The sequence below is a fragment of the Streptomyces sp. NBC_01445 genome (assembly GCF_035918235.1).
In the GTDB taxonomy this organism is placed as follows: Bacteria; Actinomycetota; Actinomycetes; order Streptomycetales; family Streptomycetaceae; genus Streptomyces.
This window is the reverse complement of the sequence record NZ_CP109485.1, coordinates 2431003-2447520: the sequence shown is the minus strand read 5'-3', so window position 1 is coordinate 2447520 and position 16518 is coordinate 2431003. Positions and strand designations below refer to the sequence as shown.

18 protein-coding genes and 2 pseudogenes are annotated in these 16518 nt (G+C 69.1%); 12 read left to right on the top strand and 8 right to left on the bottom strand.

Going from position 1 to position 16518, the window contains the following annotated elements:
* The first annotated feature begins 3 nt into the window (after window positions 1-3).
* The 5 genes from OG574_RS11440 to OG574_RS11420 are packed head-to-tail and all read left to right on the top strand — an operon-like array spanning window position 4 to window position 5318.
* Window positions 4-1635, top strand: coding sequence for an ABC transporter substrate-binding protein (locus OG574_RS11440; RefSeq protein WP_326773105.1), 1632 nt, complete (start codon window positions 4-6; stop codon window positions 1633-1635).
* Window positions 1632-2600 carry an ABC transporter permease gene (locus OG574_RS11435; RefSeq protein WP_326773104.1) on the top strand — a complete coding sequence of 323 codons (969 nt, stop codon included), beginning with the start codon at window positions 1632-1634 and terminating at the stop codon, window positions 2598-2600. The genes OG574_RS11440 and OG574_RS11435 overlap by 4 nt, the downstream gene beginning before the upstream one ends.
* Entirely contained in the window at window positions 2597-3460 is an 864-nt protein-coding gene (locus OG574_RS11430; protein ID WP_326773103.1) for an ABC transporter permease, read from the top strand. Before OG574_RS11435 ends, OG574_RS11430 begins: the two co-directional genes overlap by 4 nt.
* Entirely contained in the window at window positions 3460-4464 is a 1005-nt protein-coding gene (locus OG574_RS11425; protein WP_326773102.1) for an ABC transporter ATP-binding protein, read from the top strand. Before OG574_RS11430 ends, OG574_RS11425 begins: the two co-directional genes overlap by 1 nt.
* Window positions 4461-5318: an ABC transporter ATP-binding protein gene (locus tag OG574_RS11420; protein ID WP_326773101.1), complete on the top strand. Its 858-nt coding sequence runs from the start codon at window positions 4461-4463 to the stop codon at window positions 5316-5318. Before OG574_RS11425 ends, OG574_RS11420 begins: the two co-directional genes overlap by 4 nt.
* 332 nt (window positions 5319-5650) lie before the next feature.
* On the opposite strand, the gene OG574_RS11415 is transcribed toward OG574_RS11420, so the two are convergent.
* Window positions 5651-6481: a dienelactone hydrolase family protein gene (locus OG574_RS11415; RefSeq protein WP_326773100.1), complete on the bottom strand. Its 831-nt coding sequence runs from the start codon at window positions 6479-6481 to the stop codon at window positions 5651-5653.
* A 143-nt stretch (window positions 6482-6624) separates the two neighbouring features.
* Between OG574_RS11415 and OG574_RS11410 the strand changes: the two genes are divergently transcribed.
* Window positions 6625-7671: a GlxA family transcriptional regulator gene (locus tag OG574_RS11410; protein WP_326773099.1), complete on the top strand. Its 1047-nt coding sequence runs from the start codon at window positions 6625-6627 to the stop codon at window positions 7669-7671.
* Window positions 7672-7680: 9 nt separating this feature from the next.
* On the opposite strand, the pseudogene OG574_RS11405 reads toward OG574_RS11410, so the two are convergent.
* Both OG574_RS11405 and OG574_RS11400 read right to left on the bottom strand, forming a co-directional pair.
* A pseudogene (locus OG574_RS11405) lies at window positions 7681-7782 on the bottom strand (IS5/IS1182 family transposase); the annotation flags it as partial.
* A 164-nt stretch (window positions 7783-7946) separates the two neighbouring features.
* Window positions 7947-8600 carry a LysR substrate-binding domain-containing protein gene (locus OG574_RS11400; protein WP_442816815.1) on the bottom strand — a complete coding sequence of 218 codons (654 nt, stop codon included), beginning with the start codon at window positions 8598-8600 and terminating at the stop codon, window positions 7947-7949.
* A 433-nt stretch (window positions 8601-9033) separates the two neighbouring features.
* Here OG574_RS11400 and OG574_RS11395 point away from each other — a divergent pair, with 433 nt between their 5' ends.
* Window positions 9034-9222 (top strand): hypothetical protein, encoded by a 189-nt coding sequence (locus OG574_RS11395; RefSeq protein ID WP_326773097.1) that lies wholly within the window; start codon window positions 9034-9036, stop codon window positions 9220-9222.
* 180 nt (window positions 9223-9402) lie between these two features.
* Here the strand turns inward: OG574_RS11395 and OG574_RS11390 are convergent, their stop codons facing one another.
* Together OG574_RS11390 and OG574_RS11385 are read right to left on the bottom strand one after the other, a co-directional pair.
* Entirely contained in the window at window positions 9403-9627 is a 225-nt protein-coding gene (locus tag OG574_RS11390) for a hypothetical protein (protein WP_326773096.1), read from the bottom strand.
* A gap of 256 nt (window positions 9628-9883) precedes the next feature.
* Window positions 9884-10225, bottom strand: coding sequence for a hypothetical protein (locus OG574_RS11385; RefSeq protein WP_326778432.1), 342 nt, complete (start codon window positions 10223-10225; stop codon window positions 9884-9886).
* A 1093-nt stretch (window positions 10226-11318) separates the two neighbouring features.
* Here OG574_RS11385 and OG574_RS11380 point away from each other — a divergent pair.
* Together OG574_RS11380 and OG574_RS11375 are read left to right on the top strand one after the other, a co-directional pair.
* Window positions 11319-11654 carry a MerR family transcriptional regulator gene (locus OG574_RS11380; RefSeq protein WP_326773095.1) on the top strand — a complete coding sequence of 112 codons (336 nt, stop codon included), beginning with the start codon at window positions 11319-11321 and terminating at the stop codon, window positions 11652-11654.
* A 248-nt stretch (window positions 11655-11902) separates the two neighbouring features.
* Entirely contained in the window at window positions 11903-12106 is a 204-nt protein-coding gene (locus OG574_RS11375; RefSeq protein WP_326709878.1) for a cold-shock protein, read from the top strand.
* A gap of 117 nt (window positions 12107-12223) precedes the next feature.
* Here OG574_RS11375 and OG574_RS11370 read toward each other — a convergent pair.
* A pseudogene (locus OG574_RS11370) lies at window positions 12224-12394 on the bottom strand (GntR family transcriptional regulator); the annotation flags it as partial.
* A 13-nt stretch (window positions 12395-12407) separates the two neighbouring features.
* Here OG574_RS11370 and OG574_RS11365 point away from each other — a divergent pair.
* Together OG574_RS11365 and OG574_RS11360 are read left to right on the top strand one after the other, a co-directional pair.
* Complete coding sequence (locus OG574_RS11365; protein WP_326773094.1) at window positions 12408-12542, top strand: hypothetical protein; 135 nt, start codon at window positions 12408-12410, stop codon at window positions 12540-12542.
* Window positions 12543-12622: 80 nt separating this feature from the next.
* On the top strand, window positions 12623-12862 hold the full coding sequence (locus OG574_RS11360; protein WP_326773093.1) for a TetR-like C-terminal domain-containing protein: 240 nt from the start codon (window positions 12623-12625) through the stop codon (window positions 12860-12862).
* Between the two features lie 59 nt (window positions 12863-12921).
* Here the strand turns inward: OG574_RS11360 and OG574_RS11355 are convergent, their stop codons facing one another.
* Window positions 12922-14178 (bottom strand): SLC13 family permease, encoded by a 1257-nt coding sequence (locus OG574_RS11355; protein WP_326773092.1) that lies wholly within the window; start codon window positions 14176-14178, stop codon window positions 12922-12924.
* Window positions 14179-14258: 80 nt separating this feature from the next.
* Window positions 14259-15368, bottom strand: a complete 1110-nt coding sequence (locus OG574_RS11350) for a PrpF domain-containing protein (RefSeq protein WP_326773091.1) — start codon at window positions 15366-15368, stop codon at window positions 14259-14261.
* 127 nt (window positions 15369-15495) lie between these two features.
* Between OG574_RS11350 and OG574_RS11345 the strand changes: the two genes are divergently transcribed.
* On the top strand, window positions 15496-16461 hold the full coding sequence (locus OG574_RS11345) for a LysR family transcriptional regulator (RefSeq protein ID WP_326773090.1): 966 nt from the start codon (window positions 15496-15498) through the stop codon (window positions 16459-16461).
* Window positions 16462-16518: the final 57 nt, after the last annotated feature.

Sequence of the window (16518 nt, the reverse complement as noted above, 5' to 3'; positions counted from 1 at the left end):
GCGGTGCGGCGCACCGCGGGGACTCTTCTCGCGGCGAGCGCCCTGCTCGTCGCCAGTGCGTGCAGTGGCACAGCGCACCCGGACAACGGCGCCGGCGTCGGCACCGCGTACAAGCTCACGAAGCAGACGCCCGCCGCCGCGGGCGACATCGGCTCCTTCACCTGGTCGATCTACGCCGAGCCGTCCTCGCTCGACTACGCCTACGCGTACGACTACCCGCCGAACCAGATCCTCGCCAACGTCTGCGAGAGCCTGCTGCGCTGGAACCCGGACCTGACGACGTCGCCGAACCTGGCGTCCTCGTACAGCAATCCGACGCCCACGACCTGGGTCTACAAGATCCGTCCCGACGTGCACTTCCACGACGGGACGGTGCTCACCGCGCACGATGTCGTCGCCTCGCTGCGTCGCCACATGGACCCCGCCGTGGGCAGCGCCTGGGAGAACACGTTCCGCAACGTGAAGTCGATCGACGAGACGGGGCCGCTGGAAGTCACCGTCAAGCTGAAGAAGCCGGACGCGGTCTTCAACCAGGAGATGGCCACCAGTTCAGGAACCATCGAGGCGGCGAAGACCCTCGCCAAGGCGGGCAAGGACTACGGCAGCCCCAAGGGCGGCGTGAACTGCACGGGCCCGTTCGCGTTCGGGACCTGGGCGTCGGGGCAGTCGCTCACCCTGAAGAAGTTCGACGGGTACTGGAACAGCAAGTTGAAGGCCAAGGCGGGCCAGGTCAAGTTCGTGTTCCTGAGCGACCCGACGACCCGCGTCAACGCCTTCCAGAGCGGTGAGGTGGACGGCGGCTGGATGGTCCCCGCCGACGCCTACGACCAGCTCGGAAAGTCCACCGCGGGCAAGCTCTACTACGGCGTCAACAGCACCGTCGCCGAAGAGATCGTCAGCAACCTCAAGGGCCCTCTCGGCGACACCGAGGTGCGCAAGGCCCTGCTCATGGCCATCGACCGCAAGGGCATCGTCAAGGCCGGCGCGGGCGGGGTCGGAGAGGTCACCGACTCCCTGGTCACCGACAACATGTGGAACCAGGCGCCCGCCGCGAGCCGCAGGGCCATCATCAAGGACGTACCGCACTACCCGTACGACCCGGCCAAGGCCAAGACCATCGCGGAGAAGGCCGGCGTGAAGGGGCAGCGGATCGTCATCGCGACCAGCCCGCTCGACTCGCAGACGACGATCATCGCGCAGGCCGTCGAGCAGGCCGCCAAGGCCATCGGCCTCGACCCCAAGATCGAGACGCTCTCCCCGGAGAAGTACTCGACGCTCTTCACCGACGCCGCCGCCCGCAAGGGCATCGACCTCTTCCTGACGTTCTGGTACACCTCGACCACCGATCCGCTGGATGTGTACGGCTCCCTGGAGACCGGCATGTTCACCAACTATGGCGGCTGGTCGGACGCGGAGTTCGACAAGGCGGTCGAGGACGCCGCCGGCACCTATGACCCGGCCGCACGCGCCCAGGCCAGCGCGAAGGCGCAGAAGATCGCCCTGCGCGAGCTCCCCTGGCTGCCCCTGTACACGCAGCCCACGAGCGTGTTCCTCGGCAACCGCATCACCGGCGTGCAGCCGTCCGTCGCCTACCTCTACTACCCGTGGGCGGCCGAGATCGGGGCCAAGAAGTGAGCCGTACGACCACGCGGGCGCTCGGAGTCGCGCACCGACTGGCCGGGATGGCGGCGACCTTGCTGGTCACCTCGTTCCTGGTGTTCTCCTCGCTGTACCTGGCGCCCGGCGACCCGGCGAGCTTCCTGGTGCGCGGCCGCAGCGCCGGCCCCGAGGAACTCGCCCAGATCCGCCACCGGTACGGCTTCGACGAGCCGTTCCTCGTCCGGTACTGGGACTGGCTGAGCGGCGTGCTGCACGGCGACTTCGGCCGCTCCTACGTCTTCCACCAGGACGTCAGCTCGGTCATCTGGTCGCGGCTTCCGGCCACGATGCTGCTGATCGCGGCCTCGGCCCTGCTGATCGCAGTGGTCGGCGTCGCGGCGGGCATGATCGGCGCGCTGCGCCGCGGCTCGCGCACCGACTCCGTGCTGATGCTCCTGGTGACGGTCGGGGCCGCTGCCCCGGCATTCGTCGCCGCGCTGCTGCTGCGCTCGCTGTTCGGCGTGAAGCTGGGCTGGTTCCCGACCATCGGCAACGGCACGGGCGTCCTCGACCGGCTGCACCACGTCGTGCTCCCGGCGATCGCCCTGTCGGTCACATTCATGGCGATGGTCACGCGGGTGACCCGCTCGTCGATGCTGGAGGAGATGGGCCGCGAGCACGTCGAGGTCGCGGTGAGCCGCGGCACCCCGCGGTGGACGGTCATCCGCCGCCATGTGCTGCGCAACGCCCTCGGCCCGATCGTCACCGTCTCCGCACTCCTCATCTCCGGCATGCTGGTGAGCACCTCCATCGTGGAGACCGCGTTCGGCATGTCGGGCGTGGGATCGCTGCTGGTGACGTCGGTCAACCAGATGGACTTCCAGGTGGTGCAAGCGATCGTGCTGCTCGTGGTGGCCGCGTTCGTCGTGGTCAACTTCCTGGTCGACCTGGTGCATCCGCTGATCGATCCGCGGGTGGCGGCAGCGGGGAGCGCACGATGAGCGCCCCGGTGGCAGGAGTGCTGCGCGGCCCGGTCGCCAAGTTGCGTTCCCTGGGCGGTGGTTGGCTCCAGAACCTGTGCCTGGGACTTCTCGTCCTCTTCGTCCTCGTCTCGGTGTTCGCGCCGTGGCTCGCGCCGCAGGACCCGACGTACGGAGAACTGGGCGCGGGCCTCGTCGGCCCGAGCACCGACCACTGGCTGGGTACCGACCAGGGCGGCCACGACACCTTCTCCGCCCTGATCGAAGGCAGCCGGACGAGCCTGGTCGGACCGATGCTGGTGGTCCTGTTCTCGACGGTGACCGGGATCGCGGTGGGCCTGTTCTCGGCGTGGCGCGGCGGCTGGATCGACACGGTCGTCGGACGGCTGCTCGACGTCATCTTCGCCTTCCCGGCCCTCCTCGTCGCGATCCTCGCGGTGGCGGTCTTCGGCAAAGGCATGACGGCCCCGGTGATCGCCATGTCCGTGGCCTACATGCCGTACACCGCACGACTGGTACGCGGCCTCGCGCTCCAGGAACAGGCCAGACCGTACATCGCGGCCTACCGCGTACAAGGACACTCCCCGCTGTACGTCGCGGTCCGCAGGCTGCTGCCCAACATCGGCCCGACCGTGCTCGCCCAGTCCACCGTCAACTTCGGCTACGCGCTGCTCGACCTCGCCGCGCTGTCCTTCCTCGGCCTCGGCGTCCAGCCGCCGACCCCCGACTGGGGAGCCATGATCAACCAGTCGCAGGCCGCCGTACTGCAAGGCCGGCCGCTGTCCGCGGTCGTGCCCGCGGTCGCCGTGGTGGTCGTGGTCGTCGCCTTCAACGTCGTCGGGGAGAACTTCGGCGACCGGCTCGCGGGGAGGGAATCCTGATGGCACTCCTTGAATACGAGAAGCTGAGCATCACCCTGCCCGGCATGGCCCGCCCTGTCCTCGACGGCATCGACCTGACGGTGTCCGCCGGTGAAGTCGTCGCGCTGGTCGGCGAGTCCGGCTCCGGGAAGTCGGTCACGGCCCGCTCCGCGCTGGGCCTGTTCCCGGCGGGGGCGAGTGTGAAAGGTCAAGTCAGAGTCGATGGAAGGGAGTTGGTAGGGGCCGACGCCGCGGAACTACGGGCTGTCCGCACCGGCACAGCCACGATGATCTTCCAGGACCCCCGGGCGGGCATCAACCCGGTGCGCCGCATCGGTGACTTCCTCACCGAGTCGCTGCGCGTCAGCCACGGCTGGGCCAAAGACCGCGCCCGCGCCCGCGCCGCCGAACTGCTCGGCGCGGTCGGCCTCCCCGACCCCGCCCGGCACCTGCGGCAGTACCCGCACGAACTCTCCGGCGGCATGCTGCAACGCGTCATGATCGCCTCGGCGCTCACCGCAGAACCCCGGCTGCTGCTGTGCGACGAACCCACCACCGCGCTCGACGTCTCCACACAGGCCGAGATCATGGCCATCCTCGGGCGGCTGCAGCGCGAACGCGGCCTGGGCATGCTCCTCATCACGCATGACATCGAACTCGCGGCCGCCGCCTGCGACCGGATCTACGTGATGTACGCGGGCCGGATCGTCGAGACGGCGCCCACCGCCGAGCTCTTCGCGACGCCCCAACACCCGTACACCGCAGGCCTGCTCGGCTCGTCGCCACCGCTTCAGGCGCCGGAGGGGCCGCCGGCCCGGCTCACCCCGATTCCCGGCTCGCCGATGGGGCTGCTCGACTCAGCGCCCGGCTGCTCGTTCGCGGCCCGTTGCCGCTTCGCCCGGCCCGGTGTCTGCGACCAGTCACCGCCGCCGCTGGAGCGCAACGGCGAGGCCCTGGTCGCCTGCCACCTCGCGGACGAGCTGGCGACTTCGGCGACCAACTCACATGCAAGGGAGGGCAGTTGAGTACCGGAACTGATGCTCGCACGCTGCTCCAGGTCAGCGGTCTGCGCAAGACCTACCGAACGGGTAAGACGGAGGTCGTCGCCGTCGACGACCTGTCGTTCTCGCTGCGGGCCGGCGGCGCTCTCGGCATCGTGGGGGAGTCGGGCTCCGGCAAGACGACAACGGCCCGGATGCTGATCGGCCTCGAACGCCCCGACGCCGGACAGATCCTCGTCCAGGGCGAACCCCTGGCCGCCACCGTACGCGGCCGGGCGGCCCGCCTCGCCCGCGCCAAGGCGGTGCAGATCGTCTTCCAGGACCCCTACCTCTCGCTGGACGGGCGGATCAGCATCGGCGCGACCCTCGACGGAGTGCTGCGCCTGCACGGTCTCGCTGACCCCACGGCCCGGGTCGCCCGGGTGCGGGAACTCCTCGCCCAGGTCGGCCTCGGTGATCGCGAGGCGGCGGCGCTGCCTCGCAGACTCTCCGGCGGACAGCGTCAACGAGCCGCCATCGCGAGGGCGTTGGCGGTCGAACCCGCCGTCCTTGTACTCGACGAGGCGGTGTCGGCGCTCGACGTGTCCGTTCAGGCGCAGGTGCTCAACCTGCTGTCGGACATCCGCCGCGACACCGGTATCGGCCTGGTCTTCGTCAGTCACGACCTGGCCGTCGTGCGGTACGTGTGCGACGAGGCGCTCGTCCTGTACCGGGGCCGCACCATGGAACACCGCCCCGTCGCGGAGTTGCTCGCAGACCCCGGACACCCGTACACGCAGCTGCTGCTGGCGTCCGTCCCCCGGCCGGACTGGGACCCCGACTCCATCAGCCGACGGCGCAGGGAGCTCGATCCGCTGTCGGCGGGAGGCGGCGGTTGACGGCCACGCCGGGCTCGGCCATCGGACGATGTTCCTCCCTGTCGGGCCAGTCCGGCTTCTCGGATCACCTCCGTGATGCACAGGCAGCAGTGGTTGACGGGATGGGCCTAAGGCTTGTCCCCCAAAAGCCGGCACCCATCGACCACGTCCTGCACTGGTCACACTGGCGACAGCGACGACAACACCAAGCCTGCACCAGCCACCAACGCGGACACTCACTACCCGAAACTGAGTCCCCATCACACAAAAGACCGATCATTGGTCGAGCCAGATGAGGGTGTCGGCGAGGGCGATGGCGGTGAGGTCGCGGTGTCCGGCGGACCAGGGCCTGGTCAGGTGGCGGGCAGCGGTCGGTTCCCATGCGGGTGCAGGCGGTCGGTGAGGAAGGCAAGTATCTCGTCGCGGGCCCGGACGGTGGGGTGGCCGGCCTCGTCGACGAGATGGGCGGTGACGACGCTGTGCGGGGTGCCGACATGATCGGCGAAGAAGGGCGGCGGAGCCGGGTTGGCGGCGCTGTCCGGGAGGACACGCCCGTCGAAGCCGTCGCCCAGTAGCGATCGGTAGGCGGCGAAGCGCTGCCCCGTGCACCAGCGATCGCCCTCGAAGCGGTAGGCGAGGACGGTGAGTCCGTCGCGGTCGAGCCGGTCGCGCACCGCGCGCGCGTCCGCCGCGTCGAGTTCGAGTCCGCCGGGGTCGTCGAGCGGCAGCGACGGGTGGTTGACCACCGGGGCGATCACCGCCGGCTCCAGGGCCATGGTGAGGGCGAAATTGCCGGTGAAGCACAGGCCGATCGCACCCACCCCTGGCCCACCGCACGCGGTGTGGGCCTGGCGCGCCAGGCCGCGTAGCCAGACCGTCACCGGGCTGGTGCCGCCCCCGGCGAAGGCGCGGAATTCGGCGCTGACACAAGCGCGGCGGACGACCTCCCGGCCGCCCTCGACCGTGGGGAAGGCGCCGTCCGTCCCGAACAGGGAGGGCACATGGACGGTGAAGCCCGCGTCCCGCACCCAGCGCGCGAGCCGCAAGACGTCGGGACTGATGCCCGGCATCTCCGGCAGCACCACGACCGCAGGCCCGACCCCGGCTACGTACACCGTCTTCTCCACCCCCTCCACGGCCACGCTGCGGCGGGTGAAGTCGGTGATCGGATCGTCGAAGCTCATGGGGCCAGCCTGGCCCCGGAGCCGGCCGCCGGGTGAGGAGCGGGATCGCCAAGGACAGGGGTAATCTCGCCACACGCGAGGAAGGCGAGCGGTACACGGTCGGCGACACGGGACCAGGGAAACCACGGGGTACGGGAGGAGCGATGGCCGAGGCGACGCGGCAGGCAAAGGAGCGTGCGGATCCGGGCGCCGGGCCGGATGCGCTGCGGGTCGGGGTCCTGGCGTACCCGGACTGCTTCGCATCCGAAGTGTTCGGCGTCCCCGACCTGATGACGATGGCCGGGCACGTCGCCGGACCGGACGCGCCCGGCTACCGGGTGTCGGTCATCTCGCCCCGCCGCCGGGTCACCGCCTCGGGCGGCGCGAGGCTGGACGTGCGTCCCGTGCGCGAGGTCGACGTCCTCGTGGTCCCCGGCTTCGAACTGCGCCCGGACACGGACCTCGACGCGCGGCTCGCCCGGCTCGCCCCCGAGATCTCGGCGATCCGCGCACAGGCCGCCGCCGGCACCGCCGTCGTCTCCCTCTGCGTCGGCGCGTTCCTGCTCGCCGAGGCTGGGCTCCTCGACCGGCGCCGGGCCACCACCTCCTGGCTGCACGCCGGCGAACTGGCCAGGCGCTGCCCCGACGCCGACGTGCAGCCCGAGCACCTGGTCGTCACAGACACGGGGGTGACGACCACGGCCGCCTTCAGCGCCATGTACGACTTCGCGCTGGACCTGATCCGCCGACACAACGGCGCCCGGGTGGCCCGCAACACCGCACGGTTGGCGCTGGTCGACGACGCACGGACTTCCCAGACCCCGTACGTCGACCCGCGACTCCTCCCGCAGCCCGGCGGGGAGTTCTCCCAGCGCGTCATGCGGCGGCTCGACCAGAACCTCGCCGAGCGGTACGACCTCGCCACGCTCGCGGACGCCTTCCGGGTCAGCACCCGCACGCTGCTGCGCCGCTTCTCCGAAGAGGCCGGACGCAGCCCGCTGGCCCATCTGCAGGCTTCCCGGGTCCGCCGCGCCCGCCATCTGCTGGAGACCACCGACCGCACCGTCGCCGCCGTCGCCGCGGCCGTCGGCTACCAGGACCCTGGTACCTTCGCCGCCCTCTTCACCCGCCACACCGGCCACCGCCCGAGCGCGTACCGCGCCGCCTTCCGCCGCACGGCCCAGGCGTCCGCCCAGGACGGCGGCGCCTAGGTTCTGCCTCTCGTGCCGCGGCACGGGCATCAGCTTCCCGAAGGCACGCGGGCTCAGCCCGGTGAACGGGGCTAACCAGGAGGGCTCCGACGCCGTGATCACATCAGCCACCGCTGGATCATCTCAGTTGCAGATGTTGCTGGTTCCGACCGATGCTTTGCGTATTCGACGACAACGAGAGAGCACCACGTGGGGCTGACTCTGTTCCCGGGATCCGGGCCTCGCCGGCGCCCGCGTCGCCCGCATGAATGATCCCGGCGGTCAGACACGCCGTCTCACGACAGCGCGCCACGCGCGGCAACCACCGCGTCGACGAGATCGAGCCCGTCGGCGCGGTGCGCGGCGATCGCCTCGTACCAGCCGCGCAGCGCGGCGTCGACGTCGTTGACGAACTGCTGCGCGGCGGGCACGAGCGCGCCGGAGCGGTGCATCACGCCGAACGGAGACTCAATCAGCGGATCGGTCTCGACCACGCAGGCTCCGGCGTCCAGGGCTGCCGCACACATCCGCAGAGGCAGAAACGCCTGGAACCCGGACCCGAGGACGAACGCCATCTGCGCGGTGCGGCTGGGAACGGTCGCCCCGGTCAGGCACTCCACACCGTGCGCCGTCAGCACCCGCTGCACCGGGTCCTCCTCGTTACGGATGACCTGGCGGCGCACCAGCGGCAGGTCACCGATGCGCGTCAGCGGCACCACGCCGCAGGGGCCAGGTGGGCGCCGGCCCGGCGGACGGACCAACAGCAGCCGCTGTACGCCGAGTTCGACGAAGTCGACATCTCCGCGCAGCTCCTCGCAGGCCAGGGTGAAGCCCAGCTCGGCCCGCCCGTCCGTCACCGCCGCGACGAGTTCGTGCCGGGACCCGACCTCACTGATGTCGAGGCGCACCGCAGGGTACTTGTGGGTGAATCCGCCCGCCCAGGATGCCACCGCCTCACCCGACATGTCCGGGGCGCAGATCGGGCTACGTCGGCCACCGTCAGAAAGTGAGTGAGGAGGAGCCCGGAATCCGGGGCAGGAAAACCGTCACCGTGCATGCAAGGCCCCCAGGCGAATCGGATGTTTCCTTTCATAGTGGTGGATGGATGTCCGCGAGCACGAATGAACACGGCCGGGAGGGGCGCCAGCCGTGTTGAGGCGTCGACGCTCCAGTCACGCTCGTAGCGCGGGAATACCGGTGAACTCGTGTCCGGCTCGGAAATACGATTCGATGCCGTGAGCTGTGGTGGTGTCGTTTGGTCAGGCGGCCCGCGCCAGACGAGGCTGCGAGCGTCACCCAAACAGCGCAGGGAGATCAGGCGCCCCGCCATGCTCCGTGCCAGGCTCCAATCGAGGATCCCCCCACACGAGCGGAGCACCCCTCATGGGCATCAAGGACGAGATGCAAGGCAAGGCTCAGAAGGCCAAGGAGAAGCTGCAAGGCAAACAGGACGAGGCGTCCCAGCGGGGACGGTCCGAGCAGGAGCGTTTGAGGCAGCGTGCCGAAGAGGCGAGGCAGAACGACCAGCGGAGCTTCGACGACATCCAGGACGAGATGGACGACCGCCGCTGACGCTCTGTGTGACAAGTCTGGGCCCGCACCTCATCTGGGATGCGGGCCTCAGCTGTATCTCGACACACTCCGTGCGTTAGGCGACTACGCCGCCGGACTTGGGATGATGTACGCACCGCTTCAGAGCCATCTCCGCGGAGGGGCGCCGTCTGCCGCGATGGACGCGACGCACCCCACGAGTCACTTCTTGACGCGGTGCAACTGGATCTCACGGTTGACGAAGAGGTGCACGTAGCCGCAGCGCCAGCAGATCAGCCCCGTGGCGGTCTCATCAGCCCAGGCCAGATTGAACAGCTCCCCACCAGTGCTGTTCAGCTTCACGCCTCGCTCACGGAATTGATCGCTCTTGCAGACCTGACACGTGATCCACATTTCCCCCAGCGAGGCCCGTACCGCTTTCGCCATTGCTGCTCCCCCATGCTTGCTCTTCGTGGACCGCACGACGACGGTCACACCACGCGATCGCCCGTGGTGAGGTGATCTTCACCGTGATCCAGCCAGAGGTGAAGAGAGTTGAGCAAGACCTGAGCAACAGGAGCCCCCGCCCCGACGGCGAATTCGGGGGCTCGTTCGCGTGCGGCTACGGCCGCCACCCCTCGCGGTAGCCAGACTGATGCGCGCGCCGAGATTGCCGACTGGCCACCAAACTCGGAAGACTCGACTAGGGGGTGTTTTGGAAGTCGCTGGTGCTCTGTGTTGGCCGTTCGGGGAAGTCGCGGGCGGCCATCCAAATGGTGAGGTCGCGGGCGATCTGGTCGATACTTGTGTTGGTGCTGACGCCGTGTTCGCGGCGGGTGCTGTCGCGGCGGACGACTTCGTAGCCGCCTTCGTCCAGGACAGCGACTGAGGTGAACCAGGCCGGATCGTCTTCGTCGGACTGGATGACGACGAACGTGTTGTCCTCGTTGTTGAGATCGTCGATCAGCATGAACAGCGCGTCCTCGGACGGGTCGTCGATGCCGTCGCCGTTTTCGCTGTGGGCGCGGTAATACGCAGCCCTCATCGCACCTGTCTCCCCTCGCCCTTCCTGCCTGATCGCGGTCAGGATGACATGCGGGACCGACATCGCTTGCGGCTCACAGCCACGCATCCTGACCGTCACTGGTCGGCGCACCGCGACCGCGTCCGCCTCCTGCTCCCGCCTGGCAGTGCTTCGGGATCCAACACCTGGGGGCGGGGCCGCCGCCCAACCGGCCCCCACGGCTGTGGAGGCCGGCAGTGCAGCCCTCAGTGCGATGGACTTGGTCGTCAGTGCAGGTGGCGGGCGTTGCTCTCGCCCCTCCTCTCTCGAGTTCGAATATCTAGTCGAATATCTAACTGTCGGACACGCGGAAATCTATGTTGGCCGGAGTAGACATTGGGTTGTGGCGTGGTTATGGTTTCTCTCGTAGCCGGAAGTCGGCAGGGCCCGGCAGAGACGAACTGCCAGGCAGTGGTGCAGAAGTTGCAGTGCGTAGGACGGTGCGGTGGTGGAGTTCCGAAGCCAGAGCGGTTGCAGGACGGCGACGGGGCTGACGACCGGACCGGGTGGCTCGCAGTGATCAGGGGCCGCCGTCGGCGGGACCGCGGTCAAGCGGCGGTTCCCGTGAGTGCAGTTCGCGGTACCCAGCAGTGAAATTGGTGAGCAGTACCTCGGTGAAGGCGTCAGCTGCGGGCGCGCGCACCGGGAGGTTCGGCAGTGGGGTTCTAAGCCAGAGCAGACGCAGGATGGGCAACGGGGCTGGCTGCCGAAAAGGTGGCGCTGCCACAGGCCACTGAGCAGTGCGCAACACCAGCAGTACGCAGTAGCGCAGTACCAGCAGTATCAAGTCCCCCTGTTTAGTAAGTGGTTGATCACCGAGGGAAGAACGGAGGAACGAGCGCCATCAGGATCGCCCGGGCGGAGTGTTGAGCCCGGGTACCGCAGGACATCGATAGTGAGGTGGTCTCCGGTCAAGCAACCGCGATCCCCGCGCCCCCGACAACTCCCAGGTCGGGTCAGCGGACACAGAAGGCCGGCGCAGTTCCAGGGCCGGCAGATGGTGTGAATGTTCCTTCGGGGCCCTGGTGCCATATGGCACCAGGGCCCCTCAAGCGTGTTCCACAGAGAGGTGCAAATGACAGCAGACGACTCGTTCGACCGTCTCGAGGACGAGGACTACCCCGCCTACACGATGGGCCGGGCCGCCGAGATGCTCGGCACCACCCAGGGCTTCCTCCGTGCCATCGGTGAAGCCCGTCTCATCACCCCGCTGCGCTCCGAGGGCGGCCACCGCCGCTACTCCCGCTACCAGCTGCGCATCGCCGCCCGCGCCCGGGAACTCGTCGATCAGGGCACCCCCATCGAGGCCGCCTGCCGCATCATCGTCCTCGAGGACCAGCTCGAAGAGGCCCAGCGCATCAACGCCGAATACCGCCGCAACACCGAGTCGGGTTCACCGCCTGCGAGCTGAGGCGGCAACGGTCATCGGGCACCGGCAGGTCCTGCGCACACCTGTCGGGCGTGAGGCGCATGGGCGTGTTTCCGATGGTGACAGGGTGTGAGGGCGTGTAGCGTTTAGGTCAGATGTCGTGGTTCGGAAGTTCCCTATTGCCCGCGCTTCGGCGTGGGCGTTCTGCTGTGTAGTGCCGCAGGAACCAGGACGACCACCTCCGCCTTCCGCAAGGTGCGGGAGGCGTTCGTGACTGGAAGGCATGAGACATGACTACGGGAACTGTGAAGTGGTTCAACGCGGAGAAAGGTTTCGGTTTCATCGCCCAGGCTGGTGGCGGCCCGGACGTCTTCGCCCACTACTCGGCGATCAACTCCACGGGCTTCCGTGAACTCCAGGAGGGCCAGACCGTGACGTTCGATGTCACCCAGGGCCAGAAGGGCCCCCAGGCGGAGAACATCAACCTGGCCTGAGAATCCCCACCCGAGCCCTGTGCTAGCCGAATATGCCGCCGTCTCGAGGTGTTCGCGCGCGGTGTAGAGCTCGTCGACCGTCGCGGGTGTGGGGGAGACGGTTACGGCGCCGCGGTTGCCGTCGAAGTGGACCAGGCCGCCGTGTTCGAGCAGGCGCACCGCCTCGCGGACCGTGTTGCGGGCGATGCCGAGCTCGGCGGCGATCGCGCTCTCTCGCAGCCGGTCGCCGGGGCGCAAGGCGCCCGCGAGGATCCGCTCCGAGTCGGCGGGCGCGGCCAGGTAACGCAACGCCTGCCCCGTCGTGGCCGGCCGCCGCTACCTGGACTGGCCCGTCACCGACCCCGAAGCCGCCCCGATCGCCGTCGTCCGCACCATCCGCGACGCGATCGACGCACACAAAACCGAGCTGCTCGACTCGCTGCCGAGCGCCACCTGAGACCCCCTGTCCTCACCGCCTGTTGAACTGTCGAATTCGGTCCCCGTTTTGGGGCTCGGTCCCTGCCGTGCTGGCCGTTGGTGTCGGATGCGGGAGGGGTTGAGCGGGGTGGACGTGCAGACCTGGACGCCGCCACCGCCCGGGACCTGGCCGCACTCATCGCGGACGGCGCCCGTGGCCTCGTCAACGACTGGATCGTCGACGGCGACGAGCCGCTCGATCCCGAGCAGTTGGCCGACCGGCTGCTGCGCCTGTCGCCGGTCATCACCCCTGACCCCCTGCTCTCGAAGGCAAAGGGGCCACGACGGGCATACGCCTGAAGCGCCGCGACCGGCGGCGCTTCAGGCGTATGTCGTGTCTCGTCGACCGGTCGCCGATTTCAGGACCAGGGCAGGACGAGCGCACCCCAGGCCACCACGGGCCCCGCGGCGACGATGCCGCAGGTGTAGCCGAGGACCTGGCGGTAGAAGCCGCGCCGCTCCACTCCCCGTGCGTTGCTCAGCACCAGGGCCCCGTTGGTGGAGAACGGGGAGACGTCGACGATCGTGGTGGAGACGGCGAGAGCGGCTATCAGGCCCGTCGAGCTGAGGTGGCTGGACAGCAGCAGCGGAACGGCGATCGGGATGATCGCGGTGAGGATCGCGGTCGAGGAGGCGAAGGCGGAGGTGACGGCGACCGTGAAACACAGGAGGAGGGCTACGACGAGCGGGGTCCCGAAGTCGGCCGCATGCTCGGAGATCTTCTCGATGATCCCGGCATGCTCCAGCATCGCGATGTAGGTCATCATGCCGCCGACCAGCAGCAGGGTGTGCCAGCTGATGCCGTCCACCGCCTTCTCCTGACGCTTCATGTCCAGAAGGGCCAGAAGCGCTCCGCCGGCCAGGGCGAGGACACCGATCTGCATTTGAAAGCCGAGAGCACACACCACCAGGGCAGCGAGGGCTGCGAGCGTGGCCCACTGGTGCCAGGTTGCTCGCTGCGTGGTCGTGTCGCCGTTCGTCGCCTCCTGTTCGGGCCGCGTGGTCGGATCCGCCGTCATCGTGCGGCGCCGCAGAGCGGCGAAGGTCAGCACGGACAGCACGAGATTGACAGCGAAGCTGGCGAAGAAGAGGGTCGCAGGGGCGACGGACAGCTCGGTGTCGTCGACCATGCCGAGCACCAGCGCCCCTGACACGGCCATGGGGGAGAAGGCCCCAGCATGGGCGCCACTGATCACCATCATCCCGGTCATCAGCGGATTGATGTCGTAGCGGAAGGCGAAGTTCATCGCGATGGGCACCAGGATCGCCACGGCGGCAGGGGTGAAGGTGCCCAGCGACGTCAGCACCCCGGCCAGGAGGAACAGCACCCAGGGGATCAGGGCGGTCCGGCCCCTCACCAGGCGGACCCCGGCGGCGACCAGAAGATCAACCGTGCCGTTGCGGCGGGCCACGGCGAACAGATAGGTGACGCCGACGATGGTGAGGAAGAGCTCCACGGGGAAGCCCTCAAATATCTGATCCTCCGTCATGTTCAGTGCGGTCGTACCGATCGCGAACGACGCGACGAAGGCCAGGATGCCGATGTTGATCGGTAGGACGGTGCCGACGACGAACATGACGAGCAACGCGCCGACGGAGACCAGCTCAGGAGACATCATTGTCCTCTTTGTCCTGCGGGGGCGGGGCGGGCGAGAGGGTCCGGTGACTGCGGCTCACCGGGGAAGGGAGGCAGGGGTCAGGCGGCGGCAGGCAGTGCGCGATCGCGCACGAGGATGCGGGCCTGGCACAGCACACGCGCGGCCCGGGCGACGGTGACCCGGTCCGGTCCAGTCCCCGAGGACTCCACGGCCAGGACACCTGCAGGGGTGCCGATGCGCAGGACGCCGCGGCCGCCGACGGTGGACGCCTCGGCCACCACGGTGCCCTCGACGAGGTTGGCGGCGGCCACAGCCACCGCGGAGGTGAGCCCGATGGCCGGGTGCGGGGAGTTCATCGACAGCATCCGTACGGACACGTCGTACTCGTGCGCGCCCACGTGCTCGCCGAGGGTGGTGGTGTAGGCGACGGGAGAGCCGACGAGGCCGACCTTGGGCACCGCGTCACCGGGCGCGGCCCCGGGTTCGGCCAAGCCCATGCGGATTGCGGCGGCATGCCGGGCCGCACGCAGCCAAGGCACCTCCGTACGCATCTGCTCCAGCGTCTCGGCTCCGGTCCTCTCGGCGCGCAGCGCGTCCACCAGGACCACCGGAGCCCCGGCGTCCACCATGCTCACGGCCAACGACCGCTCGCCGACCGGCAGTACTTCAGCCGGCCGGCCGGTCGGCAGGAGGCGACCTGTCGCTGCGCCCGAGGGGTGACGAAAAGCGAGACCTACCGGCACGCCTCCGGCCAGCGTGCCCGGGACCGTACGGTCCCCGAACTCCTGGACCCGGCCTCCCGGGGTGTCCACCTCGGCTTCGAGAACGGCGCCCGTGTTGATGTTGCGCATGACCACGGGGGTGCGCTCGTCTCTGAGCGGCACCAGGCCCTCGGCCACGGCGTAAAGGGCGATGGCTGTCGCGCAGTTGCCGCAGTTGCTGCCCCACTCGACCGTGCCGGTCCCGATGCCGACCTGGGCGAAGAGGTAGTCGATGTCGACGCCATCGTGGGCGCTCGCGCCCACCACGGCCGCCTTGGACGTGGTGGGGGTGGCGCCGCCGATGCCGTCGAGCTGGACGGGGTCCGCCGCGCCGTAGGCGTCGACCAGGATGCGCTCGATCCGATCGCGGTCGGCGGGCATGTGCACCTGGGGGAAGAGCCAGCACTTGCTGGTCCCACCGCGTACGAGGGTTGCGGGAACGTGCATGTCAGAGCGTCTTTCTCTCAGCGCATCGGGTGCGGGACCGCTGCGTTGGCCAGACTCTCGCAGAGCCATTGGCTTGAGCACAATGTCTCGTTTCTTGAGGAGGGTTTAGCTGGGCTAAAGTCGCCGCATGCTCAATGTCCGCCGACTGCTGCTGCTCGCCGAGGTCGCCGAGCGCGGCTCGCTCACTGCCGCCGCCGAGGCGCTGTCCATGACCACGTCCGCCGCTTCCCAGCAGATGTCCCTGTTCGAGCGCGAGGCCGGGCAGCCGCTGATCGAGCGGCTACCGCGCGGCGTGCGCACCACCGCGGCTGGCGCCGCGCTCGCTGAACGGGGCCGCACCATCCGCCGTGAACTCCAGGCAGGAGAAGCTGACTTGGAGGCGTTCGGCCATCTGGACCGTGGTGTCGTGACCCTCGGCTCCTTCCCGACGGCCAGTGCCTCACTGCTTCCGCTGGCCCTGACCCGCTTCCGCCGCGCCCACCCGCAGGTACGCACGGTCGTGCGTGCCGGGGTCCTGGCCCAGCTGCGGGAGATGCTGCACACCGGTGAGGTGGAACTGTCGCTGCTGTGGGACTACGACTGGAACCGCGTCGACGACGACCAGTTGATCCTCACTCCCCTTCTGGAGGACCCCACGGTGCTGGTCGTGCCGACCAGTTCACCGCTGGTCGCCTCAGAGCATGTGCGACTGTCCGAGCTGGCGGACCAGGAGTGGATCATCCGCGCCGAGAACCACCCGGTCGCGGACGTGCTCCGGCGTGCCTGTCGTCAGGCGGGATTCGAACCGCGAATCGCCTACGCCTCCCACGACTACCAGGAAGCGCAGGCGATGGTCGCCGCGGGCCTCGGCCTGGCTCTTGCGCCCCGACTGGCCCTGACCAACCGGCGCAGTGACGTACGCCTTCTCTCCCTGTCTCACGACCAGTCGTCCGACGTCGTCTCCCCGGTCCGCCGCATTCTCCTGGCCAGGCCAGCCCAGCGCGCCGCCACGCCCGCGGCTCAGGCGATGGCCCGCGTCCTGCACGCCATCGCGCGAGGATTCACCGACCCCGGACTTGACCGCCCTCAGCTCGGCGCGGTGCGGACGCGCTGACGCGTCGCCCAACCGTGCAACGAACGGCGGGAGTTGCGAGTAATTCTGCCCAGGTGG

What these genes read in the sequence shown, in the direction of transcription:
- OG574_RS11385 (WP_326778432.1), bottom strand. Translation starts at nt 10,225, where the DNA reads ATGAGGGCTGCGTATTACCGCGCCCACAGCGAAAACGGCGACGGCATC.
- OG574_RS11375 (WP_326709878.1), top strand. Translation starts at nt 11,903, where the DNA reads ATGACTACGGGAACTGTGAAGTGGTTCAACGCGGAGAAAGGTTTCGGT.
- OG574_RS11345 (WP_326773090.1), top strand. Translation starts at nt 15,496, where the DNA reads ATGCTCAATGTCCGCCGACTGCTGCTGCTCGCCGAGGTCGCCGAGCGC.
- OG574_RS11390 (WP_326773096.1), bottom strand. Translation starts at nt 9,627, where the DNA reads ATGGCGAAAGCGGTACGGGCCTCGCTGGGGGAAATGTGGATCACGTGT.
- OG574_RS11425 (WP_326773102.1), top strand. Translation starts at nt 3,460, where the DNA reads ATGGCACTCCTTGAATACGAGAAGCTGAGCATCACCCTGCCCGGCATG.
- OG574_RS11355 (WP_326773092.1), bottom strand. Translation starts at nt 14,178, where the DNA reads ATGTCTCCTGAGCTGGTCTCCGTCGGCGCGTTGCTCGTCATGTTCGTC.
- OG574_RS11410 (WP_326773099.1), top strand. Translation starts at nt 6,625, where the DNA reads ATGGCCGAGGCGACGCGGCAGGCAAAGGAGCGTGCGGATCCGGGCGCC.
- OG574_RS11430 (WP_326773103.1), top strand. Translation starts at nt 2,597, where the DNA reads ATGAGCGCCCCGGTGGCAGGAGTGCTGCGCGGCCCGGTCGCCAAGTTG.
- OG574_RS11395 (WP_326773097.1), top strand. Translation starts at nt 9,034, where the DNA reads ATGGGCATCAAGGACGAGATGCAAGGCAAGGCTCAGAAGGCCAAGGAG.
- OG574_RS11415 (WP_326773100.1), bottom strand. Translation starts at nt 6,481, where the DNA reads ATGAGCTTCGACGATCCGATCACCGACTTCACCCGCCGCAGCGTGGCC.
- OG574_RS11380 (WP_326773095.1), top strand. Translation starts at nt 11,319, where the DNA reads ATGACAGCAGACGACTCGTTCGACCGTCTCGAGGACGAGGACTACCCC.
- OG574_RS11350 (WP_326773091.1), bottom strand. Translation starts at nt 15,368, where the DNA reads ATGCACGTTCCCGCAACCCTCGTACGCGGTGGGACCAGCAAGTGCTGG.